The sequence below is a fragment of the Leucobacter exalbidus genome (genome assembly GCF_017834145.1).
Classification (GTDB): domain Bacteria; phylum Actinomycetota; class Actinomycetes; order Actinomycetales; family Microbacteriaceae; genus Leucobacter; species Leucobacter exalbidus.
In genome coordinates this window covers 137,656-160,819 of record NZ_JAFIDA010000001.1, presented here as the reverse complement: position 1 = coordinate 160,819, position 23,164 = coordinate 137,656, and the positions used below count along the sequence as shown (strand labels likewise).

Genomic DNA, 23,164 nt, shown 5'->3' with positions numbered 1-23,164 from the left:
CGCGAGAATTGAGTTCATTTTGCATGCCAAACACCGCGCACGTCGGCTACCGCTCTTTCGCCGGCCAGGCGAATCACCTGCGCCGCCGCCCCTGAATACCCCCACCACCGCCGTTGCTGAGCTGAGGCAGGCGAGCGTCACCGCCGATCAGACCCCTCTACTAGCGCCGGTTTCGTGCCAGGTTCATGCCGGGCAGATCATGGCGGTGCGCGGCGAAAATGGCGCCGGCAAAACCACGCTGCTGAAACTGTTGGCGGGGCACACCATCCCCACCTCGGGAACCGTGCAGGTGTGCGGTGAGAGCCCCAGCGAACGCGATGCCGCGTTTCGTCGCCGAGTGGCTGCGCTCATCGGGCTGCCACCGATGGCATCAGACCTCACGGTCTTTGACCACGTGGCGCTAATCTCGGCCACCTGGCACCCCGAACCGCGGCGGGCCCAGCTGGCCGCCGAGCAGGTGCTTGCCGAGTTAAAGCTCACGGCGCTCGCCACCCGATACCCCCACGAACTGTCCTCGGGCCAGACGCAACTGTTCGCGCTCGCCTTCGTGCTGGTGCGGCCGTCGCGGCTGTTGCTGCTCGATGAACCCGAGCAGCGGTTAGACCCCGGCCGCGTTGACATGATTGCCCAGGCGTTACTGGCTCGCCGCGCCCAAGGCGCCGCGATTGTGGTCGCCACGCACAGTGAGCGATTGACCCGGCAGCTCGCAGATCACTCACTCACACTCGAGGCCGCAGCATGAACCGCCACGAGCTTGCCGCCGCCCGCAAGATCTGGCGTGCCCGCCGCCCGGTGTCCGCCGGAGACCGGGCCCACACCGTCTACGCTGCCGTCTTACTCACCGTCATCTGCGTCGTCCCGCTGGCTCGCGCCCTGTGGCTGGGCGCTTCAAGCCCCGCCGGCGTCGCACTAATCACGGCAGGTGTCGCCCCTGACGCGTATCTCGCCGCCGCTTCGATGCTCGCGCTGCTGTGCACGGGGGCGCTGCTGCTCGGGCGCATACGCGGGCCCGCCTTTCTCCCTCCCTTTCTGGTCCACGCATGGGGTACGAGCCCACACAGCAAAATGACCATATTTCGACGCCGGATCATCGCCACCTCGATCATCGCTGGCGCCACGGGCGCGGGTCTCGCCCTGTGCCTCGGAGCCATGCTGCTGGGCCACGGCGCCATCACACTTGCAGGCGTCGCGTGGCTGGTGAGCGGAGCTTTATGTGCCGGATTGAGCCTGCCGCTCGTGTGGCTGGGCGGGCAGGCATTCCCGGTGGCGGTGCCATTCGTGGCCCTTGGTCTGCTGGGCGGCGTGGTACTCAGCACGGCATTCCCAGGCACCGCGGCCATCGCGGTGAATGGCTGGTCTGCACCCGTCGTCGTGATCAGCATGGCCGCATGCGCCCTGCTGTTGTATGCGATCCTCCCCGCCCTACTCAATCGCCTGACGCTGCACGACCTTGCCCATCAATCGGCACAGTGGGCCACCGCCACCGCCCTGATTTACTCGTTTGATCTGCCGGCGGTCAGCACGCTCTATCAACGTAACCCTCGTTTGGGGCGTCATATGCGGGCGGTGCGCCTCAGCACCCACCTCACCTGGGTGTTCTTCGTGCGCGATGCCGTGGGGGCCATGCGCACCCCGGGCCGGCTACTGATGGCGCTCACCGCCACGGCCACCGCCGGGGCGCTGCTCGCCGCCCCGGTCATCCTCGGCATGCCCGCGTGGGTGATGCCGATGACCGCGGCCCTGCTGCTCTACGCAGCGTCTCGGGTACTGGCGCAGGGGCTCATCTATGCGGCCGATGCCGTGTCTGACATGCCGCTGTTTGGGGTGAGTGATGCCAGGCTCATCGCGTACCACGCACTGTTTCCATTGGTCACGCTAGTTGGCACGCTCATCACGACCGCGACACTGTGCCCTGTGGTGGGCAGCGTGGTGGGTACTGTTGCGGGCAGCGCCTCTCCCCTATATTCACTAGCGAGCGCGGTGTTTCTTTGCGGAGCTGTGCTCGGTGTGCGGGTGGCCACCTCGCTGCGCGGGCATTTGCCGCCGTTGCTGCTCACGCCCATCGGTAGCCCCGTGGGCGATCTCAGTATCGTGACGTGGGTGATCTGGGTCGGATTCGATCTGGCCCTTGTGCTGGTGAGCGGGTGGGCTGCGGCGTTACTCCCGCAGGCACCGCTCATCGCCGCCGTCGTGGGCGCGGCCGTGGCCGCCCTCATCGCGGCGCGCTGGCGCTCGCGGCGCTAATGCACGGCGTCAGCTCACCGCAGCAGCGCGAGGCACCAGCGCGAAGCAGCAGCGCGCACACGCCCCACAGCACCGGCCCACCTTTGCCCCTAGCAATATCTCCACGAAATGACTAGCGTTCATATAGGCTTGGCGATTCAGAGCGCCCGTTCGCGACGCTCTGCACATCAAGTCGTTATTCAGATGGGGGAACCGTGGCTGCCGCCGCAACGAAGTCAATGATTGCCGACGCAGCCGCGCACGAGTTCATCGCTCGCAGCTACGCCGGCGCATCGCTGTCGGCCATTGCCAAGCGTTTGGGCCTCACCAAGGGCGCCCTGACCTACCACTTTCGCACCAAAGAAGACTTCGCCACCTACTTCCTCGCCGTCTCGCGCGCGGCCACGAGCCAGGCCGATGCCTTCTCGCGCGCCGAGTACCCCGACAGCGGATCCCACCGCCTGCTGCTCTACTTCATGCTGATGACTCACTGGCGCACACAGTCGCTACAGCACGCCGCCGGCATGTCACTCTTTGGCGATAAGTCGTCGCCGATTATGGGTTCTGAGCTACTCATTCAAGAGTGGCTGCGGCTCAGCCAAGATGCCTTCGAGGTGTGCGATGCCCAGCACAAACTCGACCCGCATATCTCACCGCTCGATGCCGCTGAAATGCTGCTGCTAACGAGCCTCGGCAGGTCGCTGTTCAGTCGCTACGCGCGCAATAATCCGCCCGAAACCAGACCGCTGCGGTTTCTCAGAATGTCGCTGGCGGCCGCGGGCATCCCCGATGTTGAGGCGCACGCCGACGAGGTGCTGACCCGCTACGCAGGGCTGCTGCCCGAGCTCGAATAGCCGGGCACGCCCCGCCGCTACACGAAGACGGCCGTGGGGCGCGCGATGTGCGCGATGCCCCGCAGCAACGCCGCCGGCACCACCCCGCTCGACGTGGGCGTCTGCGCGAGCGGCTTATTGGTGATCGAGAAGTCGTAATCTCCGGCGGTGCCAGTGGCCTGAATGCGATGATGGGTCAATTGCGCCCCCGGATCAGCCACCAACCGCACCCGCACCGCATCCCACATGTCAGTGGCGGCGGCGAGGGCAACGCCCACGTTCAGTGAGGCCGGAAACCGGCTGATCGCTTCGTGCACGGTACCGTCAAACAGTTCGATGGGAGTCTGCGTGGTGCGCAGCTGCTCACCCTCGGCCGCCGTCATCCACGGCTGCACCAGGGTACGGGCCAGTTTGGTGGACGTCAGCGACACGTGCGTCAGACCGCCCGAGCGTGCGGCCGCCCCCAGCAGGTCGAGCCCGCCAATGGCCCCGGCGGTGAGATAGCAGCGCCCCGGCCCGTCGCGCAGCAGGGTGTAACGCAGCGATGCATCGGCCAGCGCCCCCAGCGACGCGGGCAGCAACGATACCCCGGCCGCAATGATCTTCGGGCCAGCGGCGCGCAACGCTGCGCCCGTCGCGCACTCCACAATCAGGTCACTGTGAGCGATGGCCGCATCGAGGCTGAGCACGCGGTGCGGGCTGGCGATCGCGCGATCCGGATCCCGCATCACCACCCCCATCAGCTGGGCGCCGGGCACCCCACCGGCCGCAAGTTCGTCGGCGACCGCCGACCCGATCGCGCCGTAGCCCAACACGGTGACGCGGGTGATCACATCAGCACTCATGCTTCCACCTTAGACACGATCGCGCGCGGGAATGCGCAGGCCCGAGGCGATGAGGCGGCGCACCAGTTCGCGGCCGGTCACCGGGGTCGCCCCCGCCGCCACGAGCCGCACGTGCATGTCATCGGGCACGTCGTAGTGGTCGAGGTCGAATCCGCGGTCGGGAATGCCGTTGGCGCGGGCGAAGGTGTGCAGCTCCTCGAGTGACAAGTCGCTGACGAGGTGCGCCCACAACCGGCCGTGGGCGGGCCACTGTGCGGCATCGATCAGCACGGTCATGAGCGGGGTCCCTACTTATATAGACAGCTTTGTTATACGCAGATCGCCGCTGCGCCCCGAATTGCGGGCCGCAGCGGCGATCGTGTTACCGCGCAGGCGGTGACGGGTTATACGTCTTCGTCTACCCAGTCCATCGACTTCGAAACGGCCTTGTGCCACTGGCGCAGCTTGCGCTCGCGGGTCTCGGTCGTCATGGCGGGCTCCCAGCGCTGCTGCTCCTGCCAGTTGGCGCGCAGGTCGTCGAGGTTCTTCCAGAAACCAACCGCGAGGCCGGCTGCGTACGCAGCACCCAGCGCGGTGGTCTCGGCAACAACCGGCCGTACCACGGGCACGCCCAGCACGTCAGCCTGGAACTGCATGAGGGCCTGGTTGGCCACCATGCCGCCGTCGACCTTGAGCTCGGTGAGCTCAACGCCAGCGTCAGCGTTCACGGCGTCGAGCACGTCGCGCGTCTGGAAGGCAACAGCCTCAAGCGCGGCGCGGGCGATGTGGCCCTTGTTGACGTAGCGCGTCAGGCCCACAATGGCGCCGCGAGCGTCGGGGCGCCAGTACGGTGCAAACAGACCCGAGAACGCGGGCACGAAGTACACGCCGCCGTTGTCTTCTACCGAGCTGGCGAGCTCTTCAACAGCGGGAGCGCTCTCGATGATGCCGAGCTGGTCACGCAACCACTGAATCAGTGAACCGGTGACGGCAATCGAGCCCTCGAGTGCGTAGTGCGCGGGCTCGTCGCCGAGCTTGAAGCCAACGGTGGTGAGCAGGCCGTTCTTGGAGTGAACGATCTCTTCGCCGGTGTTGAAGATCAAGAAGCAGCCGGTGCCGTAGGTGTTCTTGCTTTCGCCCTGGCGGAATGCCGCCTGGCCGAACGTGGCCGCCTGCTGGTCGCCCAGGATGCCCGAAATGGGCGTCTCACGCAGCAGCGAGGAGTCTTCGGCGTAGCCGTAGATCTCAGATGATGAGCGAATCTCGGGCATCATCGAGCGCGGCACGTTGAAGATGTCGAGGATGTCGTCGCGCCAGGTCAGCGTCTCGAGATCCATGAACAGGGTGCGCGATGCGTTGGTGACGTCGGTGACGTGCACGCCGCCCTCAACACCGCCGGTGAGGTTCCACAGCACCCAGCTGTCGGTCGTACCGAACAGCAGGTGGCCGGCCTCTGCGTCTGCGCGAACGCCGTCAACGTTCTCGAGGATCCAAGCGATCTTGGTGCCCGAGAAGTAGGTAGCGAGCGGCAGGCCAACGATACCCTTGAACCGGTCGACGCCACCGTCGGCCGCGAGGCGGTCAACGATGTCTTGCGTGCGGGTGTCCTGCCACACGATGGCGTTGTATACGGGCTTGCCGGTACGGCGATCCCACACCACAGCGGTCTCGCGCTGGTTGGTGATGCCAATCGACTCGATGTCGTGGCGGGTGAGGTCGGCACGCCCCAACGCGATACCAATGACCTCTTGTACGTTCTGCCAGATCTCGGTGGCGTCGTGCTCGACCCAACCTGCCTGGGGCATGATCTGCTCATGCTCTTTCTGACCGACGGAGATGATGTTGCCGCCGCGATCGAAGATCATGGCACGCGACGATGTCGTGCCCTGATCGATGGAAATAATGTATTCAGCCACGATGCTGCTCCTTCAAAGTGAAAGTCAGTGGAATTTGTGAATGATGCGCAGAGGTGTGTCCTCAGCGTAGACGTGTTAAACGAGACCCAACAGTACCGGCGCAGCAAATGCTGCAAGGGCGCCGCCGACGAGCGGGCCAACAACCGGAACCCAGGCGTAGCCCCAGTCGCTTGCACCCTTGCCCTTGATGGGCAGAATGGCGTGAGCGATACGGGGGCCGAGGTCACGAGCAGGGTTAATGGCGTAGCCGGTGGGGCCGCCGAGCGACATACCGATACCGACCACGAGGAAGGCAACGGGCAGAGCGGTCAGCGGGCCGAGGCCGCCGGGCACACCCACCTGAATGTCGCCGTAGTCAGCAAATGCGAAGACGATGAACACGAGGGTGAACGTACCGATGATCTCGGTGGTGAGGTTTGCGCCGTATGAACGGATTGCAGGGCCGGTTGCAAAAACGCCAAGCTTGGCGCCAGCATCGGGCTCCTCATCGAAGTGTTTGCGGTAGGTCACCCAGCACAAGATCGCGCCCACAATTGCGCCGAGAACCTCGGCGACAACTGCGATTGCGAACATGGTGCCGGTGATGCCACCGCTGATGAGCAGACCGAGGGCTACTGCCGGGTTGAGAATGCCACCCGAGTAGGCCGAGGCAAGCACGCCGATGAAGACGGCGAAGCCCCAGCCCCAGGTGACCATGGCGAAACCGCCAGCGTTGCCCTTGGTTTTTGCCAGGGCAACGTTGGCGACTACACCACAGCCGAAGAGTGCGAGCAACGCGGTGCCCACGAACTCAGAAGTGAAATATAGACCTAGGTTTACGGTTTCCATGGAGACTTACCCTATATGGAGGTAAGCCCCGTCTTTCCAAGTTCGATGCGGTGTGCGTCAACGAGAATGTGAGTAGCACGTGCGATCTCAGCCGCGCGCTCTTCCTCGGTCCAGCCGAGCTCGGCGGCGAGAATGGAAGCCAATTCCTCAAACAATTCGACGGTCATGTGGCCGCAGAATGCCAGTGAAGTACGGCGCTTCAAAAGATCGTCAAGGTGCACGATCTGCTCGGTGCGCGTCAGGTGTGCAATTTCCTCGGCGTAATAGCCTCGGGCGTGTCGAAGTTCGGTCGGCTGCTCGGACAGAGCGTCTAGCACCTGAACCGCACGAGTGCCATACCGTGTGAGGAAACTTTCAACGAGGGCGGTATCGCGACCATCGGCGTTGGAGGTTACCCACAGGCGCCGTGCATCGTCGGTGGTCGGGAAGTCGCGACCGCCGCCGATGGCGAGGTGGGTCGTATCGACCGTGCGCTTGCCGCCGATGCGGTCCATGACCTCGGTGGAAAGGTGCTCAGCGAGGGCGCGGAAAGTGGTCCACTTTCCACCGACGAGGCTGAGGGTGGGCGTGGCGCCCGCCTTGCCATCGACGATTCGGTAGTCGCGTGACACAAAACCGGGGGCCGTGTCGTCGTGTGTCGGCAGCGGGCGAATGCCCGAGAACGAGTAGACGATGTCAGAGGGCTTGATCTCGATCTTGGGGAAGACGTGCTTCACGAGATCGAAGAAGTACTCCACCTCATCATCGGTGCAGACGGTCGCTTCGCGCGGGTCTGCGTTGATGTCGGTGGTGCCCACGAGTACGCGGTCCTTGAGCGGGTAGATCAGCACGATGCGGCCGTCTGAGTGCTCGAAGAAGATTTCGCGGCCACGGGTGGCGGCGAGCAGCTCGGGGTGGTCGAGCACGACGTGCGAGCCCTTGGTGCCGCCCATGTAGTGGGTGCTGTCGCCGAGAGCCTCGTTAGTGAGGTCGGTCCAGGGGCCACTCGTGTTGACGATGAGGTCAGCTGCAAAGTCAAACTCTTCGCCGGTCACTTCGTCGCGCAGATGTGCTCCACCTTCGGCGTTGCCGACGGCTGAGACGTAGTTGAACGCGCGTGCGTGGCTGCCAGCGGCCAGGCCGTCGAACAGTACGTCGAGCGCGAGGCGCTCGGGGTCGTGCATCGACGCGTCGTAGTACGTTGCCGTGTACTTCAGGCCCGGGTTAATGTCGGGCAGCTCGGCGAGCGCACGCTTCTTACCGAGGAAGCGGTGCTTGGGCACCTGGCCGCCGTCGCGTGAGAAGGTGTCGTACATCATCAGGCCGATTTTGATGAGGAAGGCGCCGCGCTCGTTGGGCTTGCCGCGACCGTGGGTCACGAGCAGGCGGAACGGTGCCGAGAGGATACCCGAGAACGTCTTGTAGATCGGGATCGTGGTCTCAAGGGGCTTCACGTAGTGCGGCGCGATGCGCAGCAGTCCGTTGCGCTCGGTGACCGACTCCTTCACGAGACGGAATTCACCGTTCTCGAGGTAGCGAATGCCACCGTGCACCATGTGGCTCGAAGCAGACGAAGCGCCCGATACGAAGTCACCGCGTTCAACGAGTGTCACGTCGACACCCTGCAGTGCGAGATCGCGGAAGGTTGCGATGCCATTAATACCGCCACCGACGACGAGCACACGCGCGTTCGGTCGGCCCGTGAGACCGGCAATGCGGCCTGCGGCGCTCGAAAGCTGTTCTTGCGACACGGTTTCCCCTTGATTGTTTACTGACCCTTTTACTCACCCAGCTTGTCCCCGATGTGGTCATGGGTGCAAACTAGTTGAACATATGTGCAGAAACACCGTGTCTGCACCCGTTTGGAGCCAAATTGTCACCGCAGTCACGCACGTCACGCGCCGAACAGGCCCTGTGGGCCTCACGGCTCTACTACCACCAAGACCTCACTATGGAGGCGATCGCACAAGAACTCAAGGTGTCGCGCTCCTCTGTTTCCCGGCTATTAACCTTCGCGCGCGAGAGCGGGCTCGTCGAGATCACGATCCATTCCCCCGAGGCCGCCCAGAACGAACTCGAGGCCTGGTTCGCCAACACCTTTGGCGTCACCGCGCACGTGGTGCGGGCGCCGTCGCGGGCCACTAAGCTCGAACGGCTCGATCGCACGGCCCACACGGCCGCGGCGGTGCTCACGCAGGCGGTGCAGTCGCAGCTCACGATCGGGGTGGCCTGGGGCTCGACCCTCTCGGCCGTCGCGAGCCACCTACAGGCGAAGCCCACCCACGATTCACACATCGTGCAGATGAACGGCGCAGTCAACCTGCGCACCACGGGCGTCGCCTACGCCGGCGAGCTTTTGGGCCGCTTTGCCACGGCCTTTCAGATGGCCGTGCACGAATTCCCAGTGCCCGCGCTCTTTGATGACCCCGCAACGAAACAGGCCATGTGGCGTGAGCGCAGCGTGCACGCGGTGCTCGAGCAGCAGGCACGCGCCGGGGTCTTCATGTTCGGCCTCGGATCCCCCCGCGCCGAACTCCCCTCGCACGTCTACTCGGGCGGTTACCTCGACCGGGCCGACCGCGCCAAGGTGAAAAACTACGGCATCGTGGGCGACTGCGCGACCGTGTTCTATCGCGCAGACGGCAGCGACGACGGCATCGACCTCAACGAGCGCTCGAGCGGCCCCTCGCTCGATGCCATCCGCGAGATTCCGCACCGCCTGTGCGTCGTATCGAGCTCGTCCAAACGCGACAGCCTGCGCGGCGCCCTCGCCGCCGGCCTCATCACCGAGCTCGTCGTCGACGAGGTGCTGGCCCGCGCGGTGTACGCCTGGCATACGGGGCGCGGCCGCTAACGGGGCTTTTGATCCGGATCATAGCCTCGCTGCCGGATCACAGCCTCGCTGCCGCCTCGCGCTCGCGCGCATCACTGCGCAGCGCCTTGCGGCTCGTGATCTCCCACCCCGCCCACACGCTCACCGCGGTCATGAGTATCGCAGGCAGCATGGCCGCAAAATCTGTCCAGTGCATGTTCGCGGTGAGCCCGAAGAGCCAGGTTGTCATGGCGCCCGTGAGCGTTCCAAGCGCGGCAAATGCGATGCGGTGTAGCCAGCGCCGCCCGTCACGTTGCAGTAGCCTGCCAAGCCCGTAAGCCGCGGCTCCCCCGTAGGTCACGGCCACTCCGGCCGAGATCGGTGCGCAGATCATCACCATGGCGATCATCGACACCCCCATCGATCCGTAATCGGTGGCGACTGCCGCAGATAGTCCATCCGATAGCAGCATGTCGAGCAAGCCCCACAACAACATCGACACGGGAAACCCGACGTTAAAGATCAGCAGCGTCCACAGCATTCCGCGCCCGTATTCGGGGCCGGTGAATGCCATCGGCACATCGGTGGTGCGCGGGGACGGGGCTTGGGGACGAATGGGAATTTGGCCACCCTCGGGCACAGCTGGTGCGGCCATTTTCTGCTCCATCCCTCACGAATATTCAGCCATCATTGCACACACGCGTAATCTATGCCCCGCGCAGCCTGTGCGAACCCTCCTACGCATTTGGTGCATGTCAGCGGCCCCTGGTAGCGTCGTTGCTGTAGCGGCGTGTGCCGCCGTGTCAGGCCTATTGAAGCGAGGTGAGATCGTGCCCAGCGATAGTTGCAGTTTCCAGCCGGGTCCCACTCCCCCTTCAGCCCTGACACGCTAGTAATCACAGCGCGTTTGGGCGAGCCTTAGGGGCTCGGCATTCTTGAGAAATTCATGCGGGAAGTTCCGCGTGACCCATTTGCCAGCACGCATGGCTGGCCCCACCGAAGCGGTGCCTCATGAATCACACGCAGCCCCAGCCCATCCCCACGCCCATCGATGACACGATCGAGCTGGTCGAACGCCATTTGAGTGCCCGCGATCTGCCCGCGCTCACCGAGCAGCTCGGCCAGTTGCCCGTGCCCGATGTGGTGCTCGCGTTCGAGCGGGTGTCGTCGAAAGAGCGGGCGGTGCTCTACCGCCTGTTGACGAAGGCGCGCGCCCTTGAGGTGTTTGAGCTGCTCGACCCCACGCTGCAGAGTGATCTGCTGCACGGGCTGCAAGACGCCGAGGTCACCCGCATCTTTGCCGAGCTCGACCCCGATGACCGGGCCTGGCTCGTCGACGAGGTGCCCGCGGCGCTCGCGACCCGGCTGCTGCGCGGCCTCCCCGAGGCCGAGCGCGCCAGCACGGCTGCCCTGCTGGGATACCCGCAGGGCAGCGTCGGCCGACGCATGACCCCCGAGTACGTGTCGACCCGCAAGAGCTACACGGTGGCCGAGACCCTCGAGCGGGTGCGTGCGGGTCTTGCTGACGCCGAAACGGTGTACACGATCCCCGTGCTCAACGACGCCCGCAGGCTCGTGGGCATCACCAGCCTGCGCGAGCTGCTGGGGGCCGACAGCGACGCCCTGATCTCAACGCTGATGAGCGACCCGCATTCGGCCGAGGCCGTCGAGGAGGCCGAGATCGCGGCCCGCCGCGTCACCGACCTCACGCTGCTCGCGATGCCCATTGTCGATAGCGAACAGCGCCTCGTGGGCATGCTCACGATCGATGACGCCGTGCGCATCCTCGAGCACGAGGAAAGCGAGGATGCGGCCCGCCAGGGCGGCACCGAGCCGCTACGCCGCCCCTACCTGTCAACCCCCGTGTTCTCGCTCGTGAAGTCACGCGTGGTGTGGCTGCTGGTGCTCGCGATCGGCGCGACGCTCACCGTGCAGGTGCTGGAGGTGTTCGAGGCCACCCTCGAGCAGGTCACCGTGCTCGCGCTGTTTGTGCCGCTACTGATCGGCACCGGCGGCAACACCGGCAACCAGGCCGCCACCACCGTCACCCGCGCCCTCGCGCTCGGTGACGTGCGCCCCAAAGATCTGATGCGGGTGCTCACCCGCGAACTGCGCACGGGCGCCACCCTCGGCCTAATGCTCGGGGCGCTGGGCTTCGGCATCGCCTCGATCGCCTACTCGCTACAGATCGGCGCGGTGATCGGCCTCACACTGCTCGCCATCTGCACCGTCGCAGCGGTCGTGGGCGGCGGCATGCCGCTGCTCGCTCGCGCGGTGAAGGTCGATCCCGCCGTGTTCTCGAACCCGTTCATCTCAACGTTCGTTGACGCCACCGGCTTGATCATTTACTTCATGATCGCGCGCGCGGTGCTCGGCCTGTGACCGGCGCGGCCTGGGGCGGGCTCGCGATCGCGTGGATCGCCGCCGTGGCGATGCCCGGCCCCGATGTGTTCTTGCTGCTGCGGCTGGCGGTGCGCGAGCGCCGCGCGGCCGTGCTCGCCGCATGCGGCATCATGGCCGGCAACCTGGTGTGGGTCGTGGCATCCGTGCTCGGCATGGGCGTGCTGCTGGCGGCGGTGCCCGCCATTCTGCCCGTGATTCAGATCGCGGGCTCAATCGTGCTCGCCTACCTCGGTGTCATGAGCTTGCGGGGCGGGCTGGCGCAGCTTCGCGCGGCACGATCCGGATCCCCCGATCTCGCCCCCTCTCGCGCCGCACGTCCCTTCTGGCTCGGGCTCACCACGAACCTCGCGAACCCGAAGGCGCTGATCTTTTTTACCGCGCTGCTCAGCCAGTTTTTGCCGCCGCACGCCAGTTTCGGCACCCAGCTCGCCATCATCGTCGCGATGGTGGTCTCGGGTCTCGCCTGGTTTGTGGGGGTCGCCGTGGCGGCCTCTGGCGCGAAGTTTCGGGCCTGGTTTGGGCGCGCGGCCCCCGGTTCGACGTCGTCGCCGGCCTGCTGTTCATCGTGATCGCCGCGGCCATCACCTTCGAGGCCGTGCGGTCGCTGCTCGCGTAGGCGGCGGGCCAGCTCGGCTCAGTGCGGCACAGCACAGCGATGCTGGGATCGCAGCACATAAAACGGCGATGGGCCGTGCGCCGCAGTGGCGCACGGCCCATCGCCGTATTCGAGTCTTTACGCGTTACTCGCCGAGGCGCGAGAGAATCTCGGGCGCCAGCGCGGTGAATGCGTTCGTGCGGTGCGAGAACTGATCCTTCTCAGTCGCCGAGAGTTCGGCCGCCGAGCGGGTCATGCCCGCGGGCTGGAAGATGGGGTCGTAGCCGAAGCCGCCCTCACCGGCGCGCTCGCGCAGCAGGGTGCCCTCCCAGACGCCGAGCTCACAGATCTCAGTGGCAGGCTGGCCCAGCACCTCGGGGTCGCCAGGGATCACGAGGGCCGCGGCGCACACGAAACCGGCCTGACGGTGTTCGTCAGCGACGTCGGTGAGCTGCCACAGCAGCAGGTCGACGTTCGCCTGGTCCTTGCGCGCCGGGCCGCCCCAGCGGGCCGAGAAGATCCCGGGGCTGCCGCCAAGCACGCCCACGGTGATGCCCGAGTCGTCGGCGATCGCGGGGAGGCCGGTGTGGGCCGCCGCCGCACGCGCCTTGATCAGCGCGTTCTCTTCGAAGCTCAGCCCGTTCTCGACGGGCTCAGGCCCGTCGTAACCGATGAGTTCGATGCCGGGAATCTGCGGCCCCAAAATGCGGCGCAGCTCCTCGAGCTTGTGTGCGTTGTGTGACGCGAGTACGACCTGGCGCATGCTTAGGCTCCCGCCGTTTCGCCCGCAAGCACATCGCGCTGCAGCTGCGTCAGCTCGGCGGTGCTCGCGAGGGCGAGGTCGAGCAGCACGTCGAGCTCGGCGCGCTTGAACGGCACGCCCTCGGCGGTGCCCTGCACCTCAACGAAGTCACCCGATCCGGTGACAACGACGTTCATATCGGTTTCGGCACGCGAATCCTCGATGTACGCGAGATCGCTCACCGCGGTGCTGCCGACGATGCCCACCGACACGGCCGCAACCGAATCCTTCAGCGGCTGCGCCTTGCGGGGCAGGTGGCCTTCGGCGCGTGCCCACTCGATCGCGTCAGCGAGCGCCACATAGGCGCCCGTGATCGATGCGGTGCGGGTGCCGCCGTCTGCCTGCAGCACGTCGCAGTCGATGACGATGGTGTTTTCGCCCAGCGCCTTCGTGTCGATGATGGCGCGCAGGCTGCGGCCGATGAGCCGTGAGATCTCGTGCGTGCGGCCACCGATCTTGCCCTTCACCGATTCGCGCTGCATGCGCTCGTTGGTGGAGCGGGGCAGCATCGAGTACTCGGCGGTCACCCAGCCGGTGCCCTGGCCCTTGAGCCAGCGGGGCACGCCGGGCGTGAACGAGGCGGTGCACAGCACGCGGGTGTTGCCGAACGAGATCAGCGCGCTGCCCTCGGCCTGCGCGCTCCAGCCGCGTTCGATCGTTACGGGGCGCATCTGTCCTACGGTGCGCCCGTCGGCGCGGGTGAACTCAGACATGGGTCTCCTCGGTGTTAGTGATGTCTACGATACGGCGCGCGTGGCTCGACATGCCAGAGCGTGGGGCGCCGTGAGATGGGAAAGTGTGTGGGGTTAGCGCGGCAGGGTGATCGTGCCCGTGTGCACGAGATCGACCGTGTCGATACCGATGCCCAGCATGCGGCGGGCGAGATCAACGAAACCGCTCGTGTCGGGGCCGGTAGCCTCATAGCGCAGCACGGGATCGCCGCTGGCCGCGGGGCGCAGCAGCTGCAGCTCGGTGAGCACGCTAAACACCTGGTTTGCCGTTTCAATGTCACTTGAGACGAGTGCCACATCGGGGCCGACCACCTGTTTGATGGCGCCGCGCAAGAAGGGGTAGTGCGTGCAGCCGAGCACGAGGGTATCGATGCCCTGGGCCATCAGCGGGGCCAGATATTCCTCGGCCACGCGGTGCACCTCGGGGCCGCTCGTTTCGCCGGCCTCAACGAGCTCAACGAACTTGGGGGCCGCGGCCGAGCTGAGGTGAATCTCTGGGCGCATCGCGAACAGGTCGTCATAGGCGCGCGATTGAATCGTGCCCTGTGTGCCGATCAGGCCGACCCGGCCATTGCGGGTGATCGATGCCGCGCTGCGCACGGTCGGGCCGATCACCTCAACGACGGGAACGTCGTACCGTTCACGCGCGTCACGCAGCACCGCGGCCGAGGCCGTGTTGCAGGCGATGACGAGCATTTTGACGCCCTGCGCTACGAGGTCATCGAGAATCTCGAGCGCAAATCTACGCACCTCGGCGATGGGACGCGGGCCATAGGGCGTGCGCTCGGTATCACCGACGTAGATCATGGATTCGCTGGGCAACTGATCCCTGATCGCGCGCGCGACGGTCAGTCCCCCGACCCCCGAATCGAAGACGCCGATCGGCGCCTCGGGGGAAATACTGCGTTTACTCACCCGGTAAGCCTACCGCGCTCGTGTGGTGCGCTCGGCGAATCACGCTTTGATCCAGGTGTGGCGGTGCAACTCGGTGAGGCCGTGGGCGGCGATGCCGGCGTAGTGCGCCGCCGAGCCGTAGCCCTTATTCGACGCCCAGGCATACTCGGGGTGTGCCTCGTCGGCATCGCACATCAGCTGATCTCGGGCGACCTTCGCCCCCACCGATGCCGCGGCCACACTCGCGCAGAGTCGGTCGGCACCGATGCGGGTGCGAATATCGAGCGGCGCCTTCAATACCGGGGTGAGCCAGTCTTGTGAGCCATCGAGAATGATGACCGCGTGCGTGACATCGACGCCCTGTTCGTGCAGTGAGAGCAGCGCGCGACGTGCAGCTTCGCCGAGCGTGGCGGTGATGCCGCGCTCATCGATTTCGGCGGCGCTGGCGTAACCCACCGCCCCCACGCCCCATTCGGTGAGCAGCGGCGCCACAAACGTGCGTCGTGCCTCGCTCAAGAGTTTGGAATCTCGCAGCCCCGCCGGAATATCGGTGATGCTGGGGAGCACGGCATGCGCGCCCACGGCCACGGGGCCGGCGACGGCGCCACGCCCCACCTCATCAATGCCGATCACGACGGGGGCGCCCGCAGCCCACAGTTCACGTTCGTAATCGAGCGTGGGGTCTTTCGCGGGGTCGGCCTTCAGCGGCCGCATTACTGCGCCACGGTTTCGTGCGCGGCGCTGCCAGCCTGCTTGGCCTGCTCTACCCCGGTGAAGGTGCCCTCGGGCACGCCCAGCCAGGTGAAGTGGTTCAGCGGCCAGTTGATGACAAAGGCGCGACCGACGACCTCGTCGAGTGGCACGAAGCCCTTGCCCGGCTGGTCTTGGTTGTAGCGTGAGTCCTTGCTCTGGTACCGGTTATCGCCCATCACCCACACCGAGCCCTCGGGTACGGTGACGTCGAAGTCAATCTTTGAGGCGCGAGTTTCGCCCTCGGGGATCACGATGTAGGGCTCGTTGATCGGCACACCGTTCACCATAATGCGGCCCTGCGCATCACAGCACTGCACGCGGTCGCCGCCCACGCCGATCACGCGCTTGACGACGTACTCGCTGCTGGTATCGGCGGCAAGGCCCACTGACTGCAGCACCTTTTCAGCGCCCTTGGGCGGCTGGGTGGCAGTCGGGTAGAGCCATCCACCCGGATCCTTGAACACCACGATGTTGCCGCGCTTCACACTGATCACATCGGGCACCAGCTGGTTTACCAGAATGCGGTCGTTGACCTTCAGCGTCTCTTCCATCGAAACTGACGGAATGTAGAAGCTGCGCACCAGAAACGTTTTCAGCAAGAACGACACCACAAAGGCGACGACGAGAATCACGAGCAGGTCACGTATGAACCCCAGCACTCCGCCGCCGCGCGATTTCTTTGACGGCTGGTTGGCGGCTTCACTCATGGCTGCTCCTTGGTGAGGGGCGCCATCGGTGAGGTGGCGCACCATACTAAACCCCCACCCAAATTAAGTGGGGAGACACCTCAGGCTCCCACCTTTTCGAGATGGGAGCCTGAGATTGTCACAGGTGTGTTGAAAACATCCTGCAGAAAAAGCGTGACTTAGCGGTCGCGCTTCTCCTTGATCTTTGCCTTCTTACCGGTGAGCTCGCGCAGGTAGTAGAGCTTCGCACGACGAACATCACCGCGGGTGATGACCTCGATCTTCTCGAGTACGGGCGAGTGCACGGGGAACTTACGCTCCACGCCAACCTGGAAGCTGATCTTGCGAACGGTGAAGGTCTCGCGAACACCCTCGCCGTGGCGAGCGATTACGACGCCCTGGAATACCTGTACACGTGAGCGGCTACCCTCGACGATGTTGACGTGTACCTTAACGGTATCGCCAGCACGGAATTCGGGGATGTCACTGCGAAGTGACGCGGCGTCGACGTAGTCGAGCTTCTGCATGATTGTCTCTCTCTGCGCCCGCCGTAAGTCGGGATCGCGGATTTCGAAAAGTACTTGGGTATTTGGCACACGGTATGTGCGGACCCTTACGGCAGTGCCGCACCGTGGCACAAGATTCAATTATGACACACGCGCGGGCTCTGCGCGAAACTCCCGGGTTTCGCCCCGTGTGTCAGCGGTCACTGGCATGATCATCAGTATGGATTCTCAGGCAGCCAATCCCCTCTCCCACACCCCCACCGGCGACACGCGGGCTGATGCGACGGCGCTGCTGCAGAAGCTCACGGGCCGCGCAGACGCACAGTTTCACCCCGGACAGTTCGAGGCGATCAGTGCGCTCGTTGATGATCGCCGCCGCGCCCTCGTCGTGCAGCGCACCGGTTGGGGCAAGTCTGCGGTGTACTTCGTTGCCACCGGGTTGCTGCGGCAGCGCGGCGCCGGCCCCACGCTGCTTGTCTCCCCGCTCCTTGCCCTGATGCGCGATCAGGTGGAGGCCGCGGCTCGCGCCGGGGTGCGCGCGGCGGCCATTAACTCAGCGACGGCCGACGAGTGGTCGGGCATCACCGAAAAGCTCGCCGCCGACGAGATCGACGTGCTGCTGGTCTCGCCCGAACGGCTCAACAACCCCGAGTTTCGTGAGCAGCAGCTGCCTGGCTTGCTCGCCCGCATGGGGCTGCTCGTGATCGATGAGGCGCACTGCATCTCTGACTGGGGGCACGACTTCCGCCCCGACTACCGCCGCATCGCCACGCTGCTGGGCGACATCGACCGCACGATCCCGGTGCTCGCGACCACCGCGACCGCAAACGGCCGCGTCGTCGCCGACGTGGTCGAGCAGCTGGGAAGCGACGTACTGACGCTGCGCGGCTCGCTCGCCCGCACCTCGCTCAGGCTCGGCAGCCTGGTGCTGCCGTCGGCCCGCGACCGCCTCGCGTGGCTGGCCGCGCACCTGGGCGGGCTGCCCGGCAGCGGCATTGTGTATGCGCTCACCGTGTCTGCCGCGGAGGACACCGCGGCGATGCTGCGCGATGCGGGTCTCGAGGTGGCCTCTTACACCGGCCGCACCGACCCTGAAGAGCGTGAGCGGCTCGAGCAGGCGCTCAAGGCCAACGAGGTGAAGGCGCTCGTCGCGACGAGCGCGCTGGGCATGGGCTTCGATAAACCCGACCTGGGGTTCGTGGTGCACCTGGGCGCCCCGTCCTCCCCCGTCGCGTACTACCAGCAGGTGGGCCGCGCCGGCCGCGCCACCGACCACGCCGATGTACTGCTGTTGCCGGGTCGCGAGGACGCCGAGATTTGGCGCTACTTTGCGACGGCATCCATGCCTGATCCGGATCGCGCGCAGGCCGTCATCGCCGCACTTGGCAGCGCCCCGCTCTCGACCCCCGCCCTCGAGGCCCGCGTCGATCTGCGCCGCACCCAACTCGAGCTGCTGCTCAAGGTGCTCGATGTTGACGGTGCCGTGCGGCGCGTGAAGGGCGGCTGGGTGTCGACGGGCGCGCCGTGGCATTACGACGCCGAACGCTACACGCGCATCGCCGAGGCCCGGGTTGCCGAGCAGCAGGCCATGCTCGAGTATGAGCGCGGCGCCATCTGCCGCATGGAAATTCTGCAGCGCGAACTCGATGACCCGGCGGCCGCACCGTGCGGCCGGTGTGACGTGTGCGCCGGGCCGTGGTACCCGACCGAGGTGTCTCGCGAGGCGACCGCCCAGGCCGCTGGCCGCCTCGACCGCACGGGTGTGCCCATCGAGCCGCGCGGCATGTGGCCCACGGGCGCCGATAAGCGCGGCCTGTCGGTGCGCGGCCGCATCGCCGTTGGCGAGCGCGCGCTGGCCGGCCGCGCCGTGGCCAGGCTCACCGATTTGGGCTGGGGCGGCGCCCTGCGCGAGCGGTTCGCCACGGGGGCGCCCGATGCTCCCATCGACGCGCGCCTCATGGAGGGCGTGATTGCGACGCTGCGCGATTGGCCGTGGGCCGAGCGCCCCGTGGGCGTCGTGGCGATGCCCTCGCTCACACGCCCGCAGCTGGTGGCCTCGACCGCCGCCGCTATTTCTGAGCGGGGCAAGCTGCCCTTCCTGGGCACGCTCGAGGTGGACCCCACGCGGCCCGTCACCGGGCCCGGCGGCAACAGCGCCTTCAGACTCGCGTCGGTGTGGGATCGCTTCAGCGTGCCAGAGGCACTCGCGCAGGTGCTTGCAAACGCACCCGGCCCCATCTTGCTGGTCGACGATCTCGTCGACAGCAGATGGAGCCTCACGGTGGCGGCACGCGAGCTGCTGCGCGCGGGTGCCCCTGCGGTGCTGCCGTTCGCGCTCGCCAGCGTGGGGTAAGCGCAGGTCACCGGCCCGCCCCCGCAGTGGAGGCTAGAGCGATGCGGCCGAGGCGACCGAGGCGATCGAGGCGACGCTCGGGGCAGACTGCACCGACACTGCGGAGGGAACAGAAACTGTAGAGGGCGCCGAGACTGCGGAGGGGGCTGAGACTGCAGAGGGAGCCGAATCAGCGGCCGGAGTGGACGTCGCCGGTGACGACGCTGCCGGTGATGACGCTGCCGAGACCACCGTTGCGGAGGACACCGCAGACACCGCGCTATTCGAGGTGGGCGCAGAGACCGCAGTCGAGGCACTCGCCGATGACACCGTGTTCGTCGCAAAGTTTGCCGTGACGGTGCCCGGGTCACTCACCGAAGCGTCGGTTCCCGTCAACACACCACCGGGCACGATCTGCCCGGCATCGGTGCGAAGATCGAGCGCATTGGCCGCGGCAACCGCGCCGCCGGCGAACAAAGCAAGACCCATCGCGCCGGTCGCCCCGTAAACGATCCACTTCTTCTTGTTCATATTGCTCATGGTGCTCTCCTCAAAGTTTTGGTTGGTGTGCCAGCAGATCTCAGGGTTCCATTTGCTGACATGTTCAATACTCCAGGTCCCCGCTAAGCCGAGAAGTAAGACACCGTGAGAGGTTTCTTAGAGTCAGCGGGTGACTGGCATTCTGACGGTGCGCCGCCGTCAAGCACCGCACGAGCAGCACGCAACAACGTCTGTACGAGCGCCTCGTCATCGGTGTCGGCTGCCGCCAGTGCGTGGCCGAGCATGTGCACGGCAAAGAGGGCGCGCACGGCCTGATCCGGAGCCCACCGGTCGCACCCCAGATCGGCGAGCTCCCACACGCGAGCGCGATGCCCGATCGGCGTTAAGAGCGCGCTCACCGTCGCGTGCGCAAGAAACGCCGCGGGGTCTTCTGCCTCGTCGCCGACCCCCATCGTGTCGATGTCGATGAGACCGCTCACAGCGTCGCCGTCGAGAAAGAGTTGCCCGAAGTGCAGATCGCCGTGCACCACCCGCGGCGTTCGGCCCGCTCCCCCGGCCGCGAGCAGATCGCGCACGCGCCGGGCGATGTCGGCGACGTCGGTGACGTCGGCACCGATGGCAACGTCGGCAACGGCGGGCCGCCCGATCAGCCGCTGCTCGTACCAGTCCAACCGCTCGGCCACACCGCGCACCGGCCTTGATATGTCGACCTGCGCGATCCGGGTACGCAACTCGTCCACCCGATCCAGCAGCGGGCCTGGTTGCCACGGCGCATCGGCAACGGGCGTGCCGGCCGCATTCTCGAGCAGAATCACCCCTGCCGGCGACCACCCGAGCGTGGCGGGGACGGGCAGCCCGGCGCGCGCGCACGCTGCGTGCATCTCGACGATGCGCTCGACGCGACGCGCCTGTACGACCTTCATCCACACTCGCTTGGCTGTCGCCTCCGCGAACAGTACAGCGCGGCGCCCCGGGCGATAGGCCACAAACACCGGAGGCTGGGCGTCTGTGATGCCGAGCCGGGCGAGAAGCTGTTCGGCGGCGTCGTGAAACGCGAGCGCGGGCAGCACCGAGAGGTGCGGGTCTGCAGGGTGCAGCCAGATGCGCGCCTCAGGGGCAGCGCCTTCTCCGAGCACCATTCCCGTTTCGGTCTCGACCACAACCTTCGAGGTATCGACGTAATAGCGCAGCGGGTCGCTGCCCGGCTGCTGCGCGACGTCGAAACCGACCACCGATCCGGCACCCAGGGGCTCGCGCGACACCAGCGTCACTGACGCCGCGGCCACCTCGAGCGCTTCGGCGAGCAGCTCGCGTTCTGCGACGGTATCTAAATCACTCACCTCTCCATTGCATCACGAAAGCTCGCACTGGCGAATGAGATTTCTCTTATGTTCACGGCGTGCACTGCGCACTGCCGCGATACTGGAGGGGTGACCCCCGAGACCAGACCTATGCCTTCCCGCCGCGGGCCCGCGTTTTCGGTGCGCACGCGCATCGTGTCGATGATCACCCTCGTCACCGCGTTCGGCCTCACGGCCGTGGGAGTCTCGGTCTATATGGTCGAGCGGCATCGCATCTTGGAGCAGCTCGATGTGCGGTTGACTGCAAACCTCGACTCCGCCCGTTATATCGTCGAGGAGGGGCCCGGCACCACCGCCGATTGGGATTCGTCACGGGCCGCGCTCACCGCGGTCGTCGAGCGCATGAGCCCCGATGACAATACCGGCGCGCTCGGAATGGCCGAGGGGCGCATCATCACGGTGCCCGGTATTCAGCTCGACCTCGATCTGCGCGACGCACACGACTTCGCCGACCATGTCGAGCGCGCACGGCACACCGACGGCCCCACGATCGGCACATATGCCGAGCAAGGGGTGATCTGGCAATACCTCGCCGCTCCGATCTCGATCGCGGGCTCAGCTGACCCCGCCGAGGTGGTTTTCGTCTTGGTGTACGACACCGAAGCCGAACTCGCCGAGTTCAATGAGGCCGCCCGCATGTTCATCATCGTGTCGATCATCGTGCTCGCGGTGGTCGCCGCGACGGGCACCATCGTCGCGACCCGACTGCTGCGCCCGCTGCGCCACATGCGCGAGACGGCTGAGCGGGTGTCGGCCCGTTCCCTCGACGAACGGCTTCCCATCGTCGGCAACGATGACGTGGCCGAGCTCGCAGAAACAATGAACGAGATGTTCGATCGTCTTGACGGCGCGCTCGATTCGCAACGGCAGCTGCTCAGCGATGTCGGGCACGAATTGAAGACCCCCATCACCATCGTGCGCGGCCATATCGAGCTGATGGATCCCACCGACCCCACCGATGCGCGCGACACTCGCGAGCTGGTGATGGATGAGCTGCAGCGCATGGGCCAGTTGGTGCAAGATCTCTCGTCTGCCGCGGCTCTGCACGGCCCGAGCCCGGTGCATCTCGTGCCGGTCGACTCCTCAGATCTCGTGCGGCTCATTGCGAGAAAAGCGGCCGCCGTCGACGGCGCGACGGTGCAGCTGGGCGAGGTGGCCGAAGTCGTCGCGCTGCTCGACTCCGCGCGCATCACGCAGGCGATGTTGCAGCTTGCACAAAACGCGGTGACGCACGGCGGCGGCGCTATTGAGATCGGCAGCCGCTGCGATGCGCGGACGCTGCACCTGTGGGTGCGGGATCATGGCCCCGGCATCGACGACGCCTCAAAGACCCTCATCTTCGAGCGCTTCGCCCGCGGTGCCGGTGCGGGCAATCGTGCGGGAAGCGGCCTCGGTCTCAACATTGTGCAGGTCATCGCACGCGCCCACAGCGGCGAAGTCGAGGTTTCTGACGCTGCCGATGGCGGCGCAATCTTCACCATCACGGTCCCTATCGGCGACCCCAACACCCCAGGAGCGTAATCTGTGCCTTCCATCCTCATCGCCGACGACGAGCCCCGCATTTCGGGGTTCGTGGAGAAGGGCCTTCGCGCCGCTGGCTTCGCAACCCGCGTCGTGGCGAACGGCACCGACGCGTTACATCTCGCGCTGACCGACGAGTTCGATCTGCTGGTGCTCGATGTCAATATGCCCGGGCTCGACGGGTTTCAGGTGCTCGAGCAGCTGCGCGGATCGGGCTCCCGCCTCCCCATCATCATGCTCACCGCCCGCACCGAGCTGCAAGACACCATCACCGGGTTCGACGGCGGCGCCGACGACTACCTGGGCAAGCCCTTCCATTTCGATGAGCTGCTCGCGCGCATTCGGGCACGCATTCGCCCCGACGATGCAGCGGGCACTCCCGACGCCCAGGCCGGCGACGTGCGCCTTGACCTGCGCACCCGCCGCGCCCACGTGTCAGATCGGGTCGTCGAGCTCTCAGCCCGCGAGTTCGCACTTGCCGAAGAACTCGTGCGCAACGCTGGCCAGGTACTCAGCCGCGAGCAGCTGCTGAGCCGCGTCTGGGGGTACGATTTCGATCCCGGATCAAATATCGTCGACGTGTACGTGGGCTACCTGCGTCAGAAGCTCGGCCCCGGGCGCATCGAAACGCTGCGCGGCATGGGCTACCGACTCATTACCTAGG

Annotated in this window: 23 protein-coding genes; 9 read left to right on the top strand and 14 right to left on the bottom strand. The window is 66.0% G+C overall.

Going from position 1 to position 23,164, the window contains the following annotated elements; all coding sequences use genetic code 11:
- The first annotated feature begins 19 nt into the window (after positions 1-19).
- The 3 genes from JOF28_RS00770 to JOF28_RS00760 all read left to right on the top strand — a co-directional run bounded on the left by JOF28_RS00770 (position 20) and on the right by JOF28_RS00760 (position 3,077).
- A complete protein-coding gene (locus tag JOF28_RS00770; protein WP_245189813.1) occupies positions 20-742 on the top strand; it encodes an ABC transporter ATP-binding protein in 723 nt (240 codons plus the stop codon).
- The gene (locus JOF28_RS00765) at positions 739-2,244 is read left to right on the top strand and encodes a hypothetical protein (protein ID WP_209704027.1); all 1,506 of its coding nucleotides are present in this window, start codon (positions 739-741) and stop codon (positions 2,242-2,244) included. The genes JOF28_RS00770 and JOF28_RS00765 overlap by 4 nt, the downstream gene beginning before the upstream one ends.
- 194 nt (positions 2,245-2,438) lie before the next feature.
- Entirely contained in the window at positions 2,439-3,077 is a 639-nt protein-coding gene (locus JOF28_RS00760; protein WP_342452037.1) for a TetR family transcriptional regulator, read from the top strand.
- Positions 3,078-3,094: 17 nt separating this feature from the next.
- On the opposite strand, the gene JOF28_RS00755 is transcribed toward JOF28_RS00760, so the two are convergent.
- The 5 genes from JOF28_RS00755 to JOF28_RS00735 form a co-directional block, all read right to left on the bottom strand.
- Positions 3,095-3,901, bottom strand: a complete 807-nt coding sequence (locus JOF28_RS00755; protein WP_209704026.1) for an aspartate dehydrogenase domain-containing protein — start codon at positions 3,899-3,901, stop codon at positions 3,095-3,097.
- Between the two features lie 9 nt (positions 3,902-3,910).
- Positions 3,911-4,177, bottom strand: coding sequence for a DUF4031 domain-containing protein (locus JOF28_RS00750; RefSeq protein WP_209704025.1), 267 nt, complete (start codon positions 4,175-4,177; stop codon positions 3,911-3,913).
- 107 nt (positions 4,178-4,284) lie between these two features.
- Entirely contained in the window at positions 4,285-5,796 is a 1,512-nt protein-coding gene (glpK, locus tag JOF28_RS00745; protein WP_209704024.1) for a glycerol kinase GlpK, read from the bottom strand.
- A 75-nt stretch (positions 5,797-5,871) separates the two neighbouring features.
- Positions 5,872-6,624 carry an MIP/aquaporin family protein gene (locus JOF28_RS00740; RefSeq protein WP_209704023.1) on the bottom strand — a complete coding sequence of 251 codons (753 nt, stop codon included), beginning with the start codon at positions 6,622-6,624 and terminating at the stop codon, positions 5,872-5,874.
- An 11-nt stretch (positions 6,625-6,635) separates the two neighbouring features.
- Positions 6,636-8,354 (bottom strand): glycerol-3-phosphate dehydrogenase/oxidase, encoded by a 1,719-nt coding sequence (locus tag JOF28_RS00735; protein WP_342452036.1) that lies wholly within the window; start codon positions 8,352-8,354, stop codon positions 6,636-6,638.
- A gap of 122 nt (positions 8,355-8,476) precedes the next feature.
- On the opposite strand from JOF28_RS00735, the gene JOF28_RS00730 reads away from it, so the two are divergent.
- Positions 8,477-9,457, top strand: a complete 981-nt coding sequence (locus JOF28_RS00730; RefSeq protein ID WP_245189812.1) for a sugar-binding transcriptional regulator — start codon at positions 8,477-8,479, stop codon at positions 9,455-9,457.
- A gap of 37 nt (positions 9,458-9,494) precedes the next feature.
- Here JOF28_RS00730 and JOF28_RS00725 read toward each other — a convergent pair whose 3' ends face one another.
- Complete coding sequence (locus JOF28_RS00725; protein ID WP_209704022.1) at positions 9,495-10,070, bottom strand: hypothetical protein; 576 nt, start codon at positions 10,068-10,070, stop codon at positions 9,495-9,497.
- A gap of 356 nt (positions 10,071-10,426) precedes the next feature.
- Here JOF28_RS00725 and mgtE point away from each other — a divergent pair, with 356 nt between their 5' ends.
- Positions 10,427-11,797 (top strand): magnesium transporter, encoded by a 1,371-nt coding sequence (gene mgtE, locus JOF28_RS00720; RefSeq protein ID WP_209704021.1) that lies wholly within the window; start codon positions 10,427-10,429, stop codon positions 11,795-11,797.
- Positions 11,794-12,387 carry a LysE family translocator gene (locus tag JOF28_RS00715; RefSeq protein WP_209704020.1) on the top strand — a complete coding sequence of 198 codons (594 nt, stop codon included), beginning with the start codon at positions 11,794-11,796 and terminating at the stop codon, positions 12,385-12,387. The genes mgtE and JOF28_RS00715 overlap by 4 nt, the downstream gene beginning before the upstream one ends.
- A gap of 171 nt (positions 12,388-12,558) precedes the next feature.
- On the opposite strand, the gene JOF28_RS00710 is transcribed toward JOF28_RS00715, so the two are convergent.
- From JOF28_RS00710 to rplS, 6 genes are all read right to left on the bottom strand, one after another.
- A complete protein-coding gene (locus JOF28_RS00710) occupies positions 12,559-13,176 on the bottom strand; it encodes a non-canonical purine NTP pyrophosphatase (protein WP_209704019.1) in 618 nt (205 codons plus the stop codon).
- Positions 13,177-13,178: 2 nt separating this feature from the next.
- Complete coding sequence (gene rph, locus JOF28_RS00705) at positions 13,179-13,928, bottom strand: ribonuclease PH (protein ID WP_209704018.1); 750 nt, start codon at positions 13,926-13,928, stop codon at positions 13,179-13,181.
- 93 nt (positions 13,929-14,021) lie between these two features.
- Complete coding sequence (gene murI, locus JOF28_RS00700; RefSeq protein WP_209704017.1) at positions 14,022-14,861, bottom strand: glutamate racemase; 840 nt, start codon at positions 14,859-14,861, stop codon at positions 14,022-14,024.
- A gap of 39 nt (positions 14,862-14,900) precedes the next feature.
- The gene (locus JOF28_RS00695) at positions 14,901-15,554 is read right to left on the bottom strand and encodes a ribonuclease HII (RefSeq protein ID WP_209704016.1); all 654 of its coding nucleotides are present in this window, start codon (positions 15,552-15,554) and stop codon (positions 14,901-14,903) included.
- Entirely contained in the window at positions 15,554-16,300 is a 747-nt protein-coding gene (gene lepB, locus JOF28_RS00690; protein ID WP_209704015.1) for a signal peptidase I, read from the bottom strand. Before lepB ends, JOF28_RS00695 begins: the two co-directional genes overlap by 1 nt.
- A gap of 158 nt (positions 16,301-16,458) precedes the next feature.
- On the bottom strand, positions 16,459-16,806 hold the full coding sequence (rplS, locus tag JOF28_RS00685) for a 50S ribosomal protein L19 (protein WP_209704014.1): 348 nt from the start codon (positions 16,804-16,806) through the stop codon (positions 16,459-16,461).
- A gap of 199 nt (positions 16,807-17,005) precedes the next feature.
- Here rplS and JOF28_RS00680 point away from each other — a divergent pair, with 199 nt between their 5' ends.
- Complete coding sequence (locus JOF28_RS00680) at positions 17,006-19,138, top strand: RecQ family ATP-dependent DNA helicase (RefSeq protein WP_209704013.1); 2,133 nt, start codon at positions 17,006-17,008, stop codon at positions 19,136-19,138.
- A gap of 33 nt (positions 19,139-19,171) precedes the next feature.
- Here the strand turns inward: JOF28_RS00680 and JOF28_RS00675 are convergent, their stop codons facing one another.
- Both JOF28_RS00675 and JOF28_RS14405 read right to left on the bottom strand, forming a co-directional pair.
- The gene (locus JOF28_RS00675; protein WP_209704012.1) at positions 19,172-19,657 is read right to left on the bottom strand and encodes a hypothetical protein; all 486 of its coding nucleotides are present in this window, start codon (positions 19,655-19,657) and stop codon (positions 19,172-19,174) included.
- An 83-nt stretch (positions 19,658-19,740) separates the two neighbouring features.
- The gene (locus tag JOF28_RS14405) at positions 19,741-20,958 is read right to left on the bottom strand and encodes a phosphotransferase (RefSeq protein ID WP_209704011.1); all 1,218 of its coding nucleotides are present in this window, start codon (positions 20,956-20,958) and stop codon (positions 19,741-19,743) included.
- A gap of 111 nt (positions 20,959-21,069) precedes the next feature.
- On the opposite strand from JOF28_RS14405, the gene JOF28_RS00665 reads away from it, so the two are divergent.
- Together JOF28_RS00665 and JOF28_RS00660 are read left to right on the top strand one after the other, a co-directional pair.
- A complete protein-coding gene (locus tag JOF28_RS00665; protein WP_209704010.1) occupies positions 21,070-22,500 on the top strand; it encodes a sensor histidine kinase in 1,431 nt (476 codons plus the stop codon).
- 3 nt (positions 22,501-22,503) lie between these two features.
- Positions 22,504-23,163, top strand: coding sequence for a response regulator transcription factor (locus JOF28_RS00660; protein WP_209704009.1), 660 nt, complete (start codon positions 22,504-22,506; stop codon positions 23,161-23,163).
- Position 23,164: the final 1 nt, after the last annotated feature.

What these genes read in the sequence shown, in the direction of transcription:
- JOF28_RS00765 (WP_209704027.1), top strand. Translation starts at nt 739, where the DNA reads ATGAACCGCCACGAGCTTGCCGCCGCCCGCAAGATCTGGCGTGCCCGC.
- JOF28_RS00750 (WP_209704025.1), bottom strand. Translation starts at nt 4,177, where the DNA reads ATGACCGTGCTGATCGATGCCGCACAGTGGCCCGCCCACGGCCGGTTG.
- rplS (WP_209704014.1), bottom strand. Translation starts at nt 16,806, where the DNA reads ATGCAGAAGCTCGACTACGTCGACGCCGCGTCACTTCGCAGTGACATC.
- JOF28_RS00710 (WP_209704019.1), bottom strand. Translation starts at nt 13,176, where the DNA reads ATGCGCCAGGTCGTACTCGCGTCACACAACGCACACAAGCTCGAGGAG.
- JOF28_RS00665 (WP_209704010.1), top strand. Translation starts at nt 21,070, where the DNA reads ATGCCTTCCCGCCGCGGGCCCGCGTTTTCGGTGCGCACGCGCATCGTG.
- JOF28_RS00725 (WP_209704022.1), bottom strand. Translation starts at nt 10,070, where the DNA reads ATGGCCGCACCAGCTGTGCCCGAGGGTGGCCAAATTCCCATTCGTCCC.
- JOF28_RS00695 (WP_209704016.1), bottom strand. Translation starts at nt 15,554, where the DNA reads ATGCGGCCGCTGAAGGCCGACCCCGCGAAAGACCCCACGCTCGATTAC.
- JOF28_RS00680 (WP_209704013.1), top strand. Translation starts at nt 17,006, where the DNA reads ATGGATTCTCAGGCAGCCAATCCCCTCTCCCACACCCCCACCGGCGAC.
- lepB (WP_209704015.1), bottom strand. Translation starts at nt 16,300, where the DNA reads ATGAGTGAAGCCGCCAACCAGCCGTCAAAGAAATCGCGCGGCGGCGGA.
- JOF28_RS00740 (WP_209704023.1), bottom strand. Translation starts at nt 6,624, where the DNA reads ATGGAAACCGTAAACCTAGGTCTATATTTCACTTCTGAGTTCGTGGGC.
- mgtE (WP_209704021.1), top strand. Translation starts at nt 10,427, where the DNA reads ATGAATCACACGCAGCCCCAGCCCATCCCCACGCCCATCGATGACACG.
- JOF28_RS00675 (WP_209704012.1), bottom strand. Translation starts at nt 19,657, where the DNA reads ATGAGCAATATGAACAAGAAGAAGTGGATCGTTTACGGGGCGACCGGC.
- rph (WP_209704018.1), bottom strand. Translation starts at nt 13,928, where the DNA reads ATGTCTGAGTTCACCCGCGCCGACGGGCGCACCGTAGGACAGATGCGC.
- JOF28_RS00755 (WP_209704026.1), bottom strand. Translation starts at nt 3,901, where the DNA reads ATGAGTGCTGATGTGATCACCCGCGTCACCGTGTTGGGCTACGGCGCG.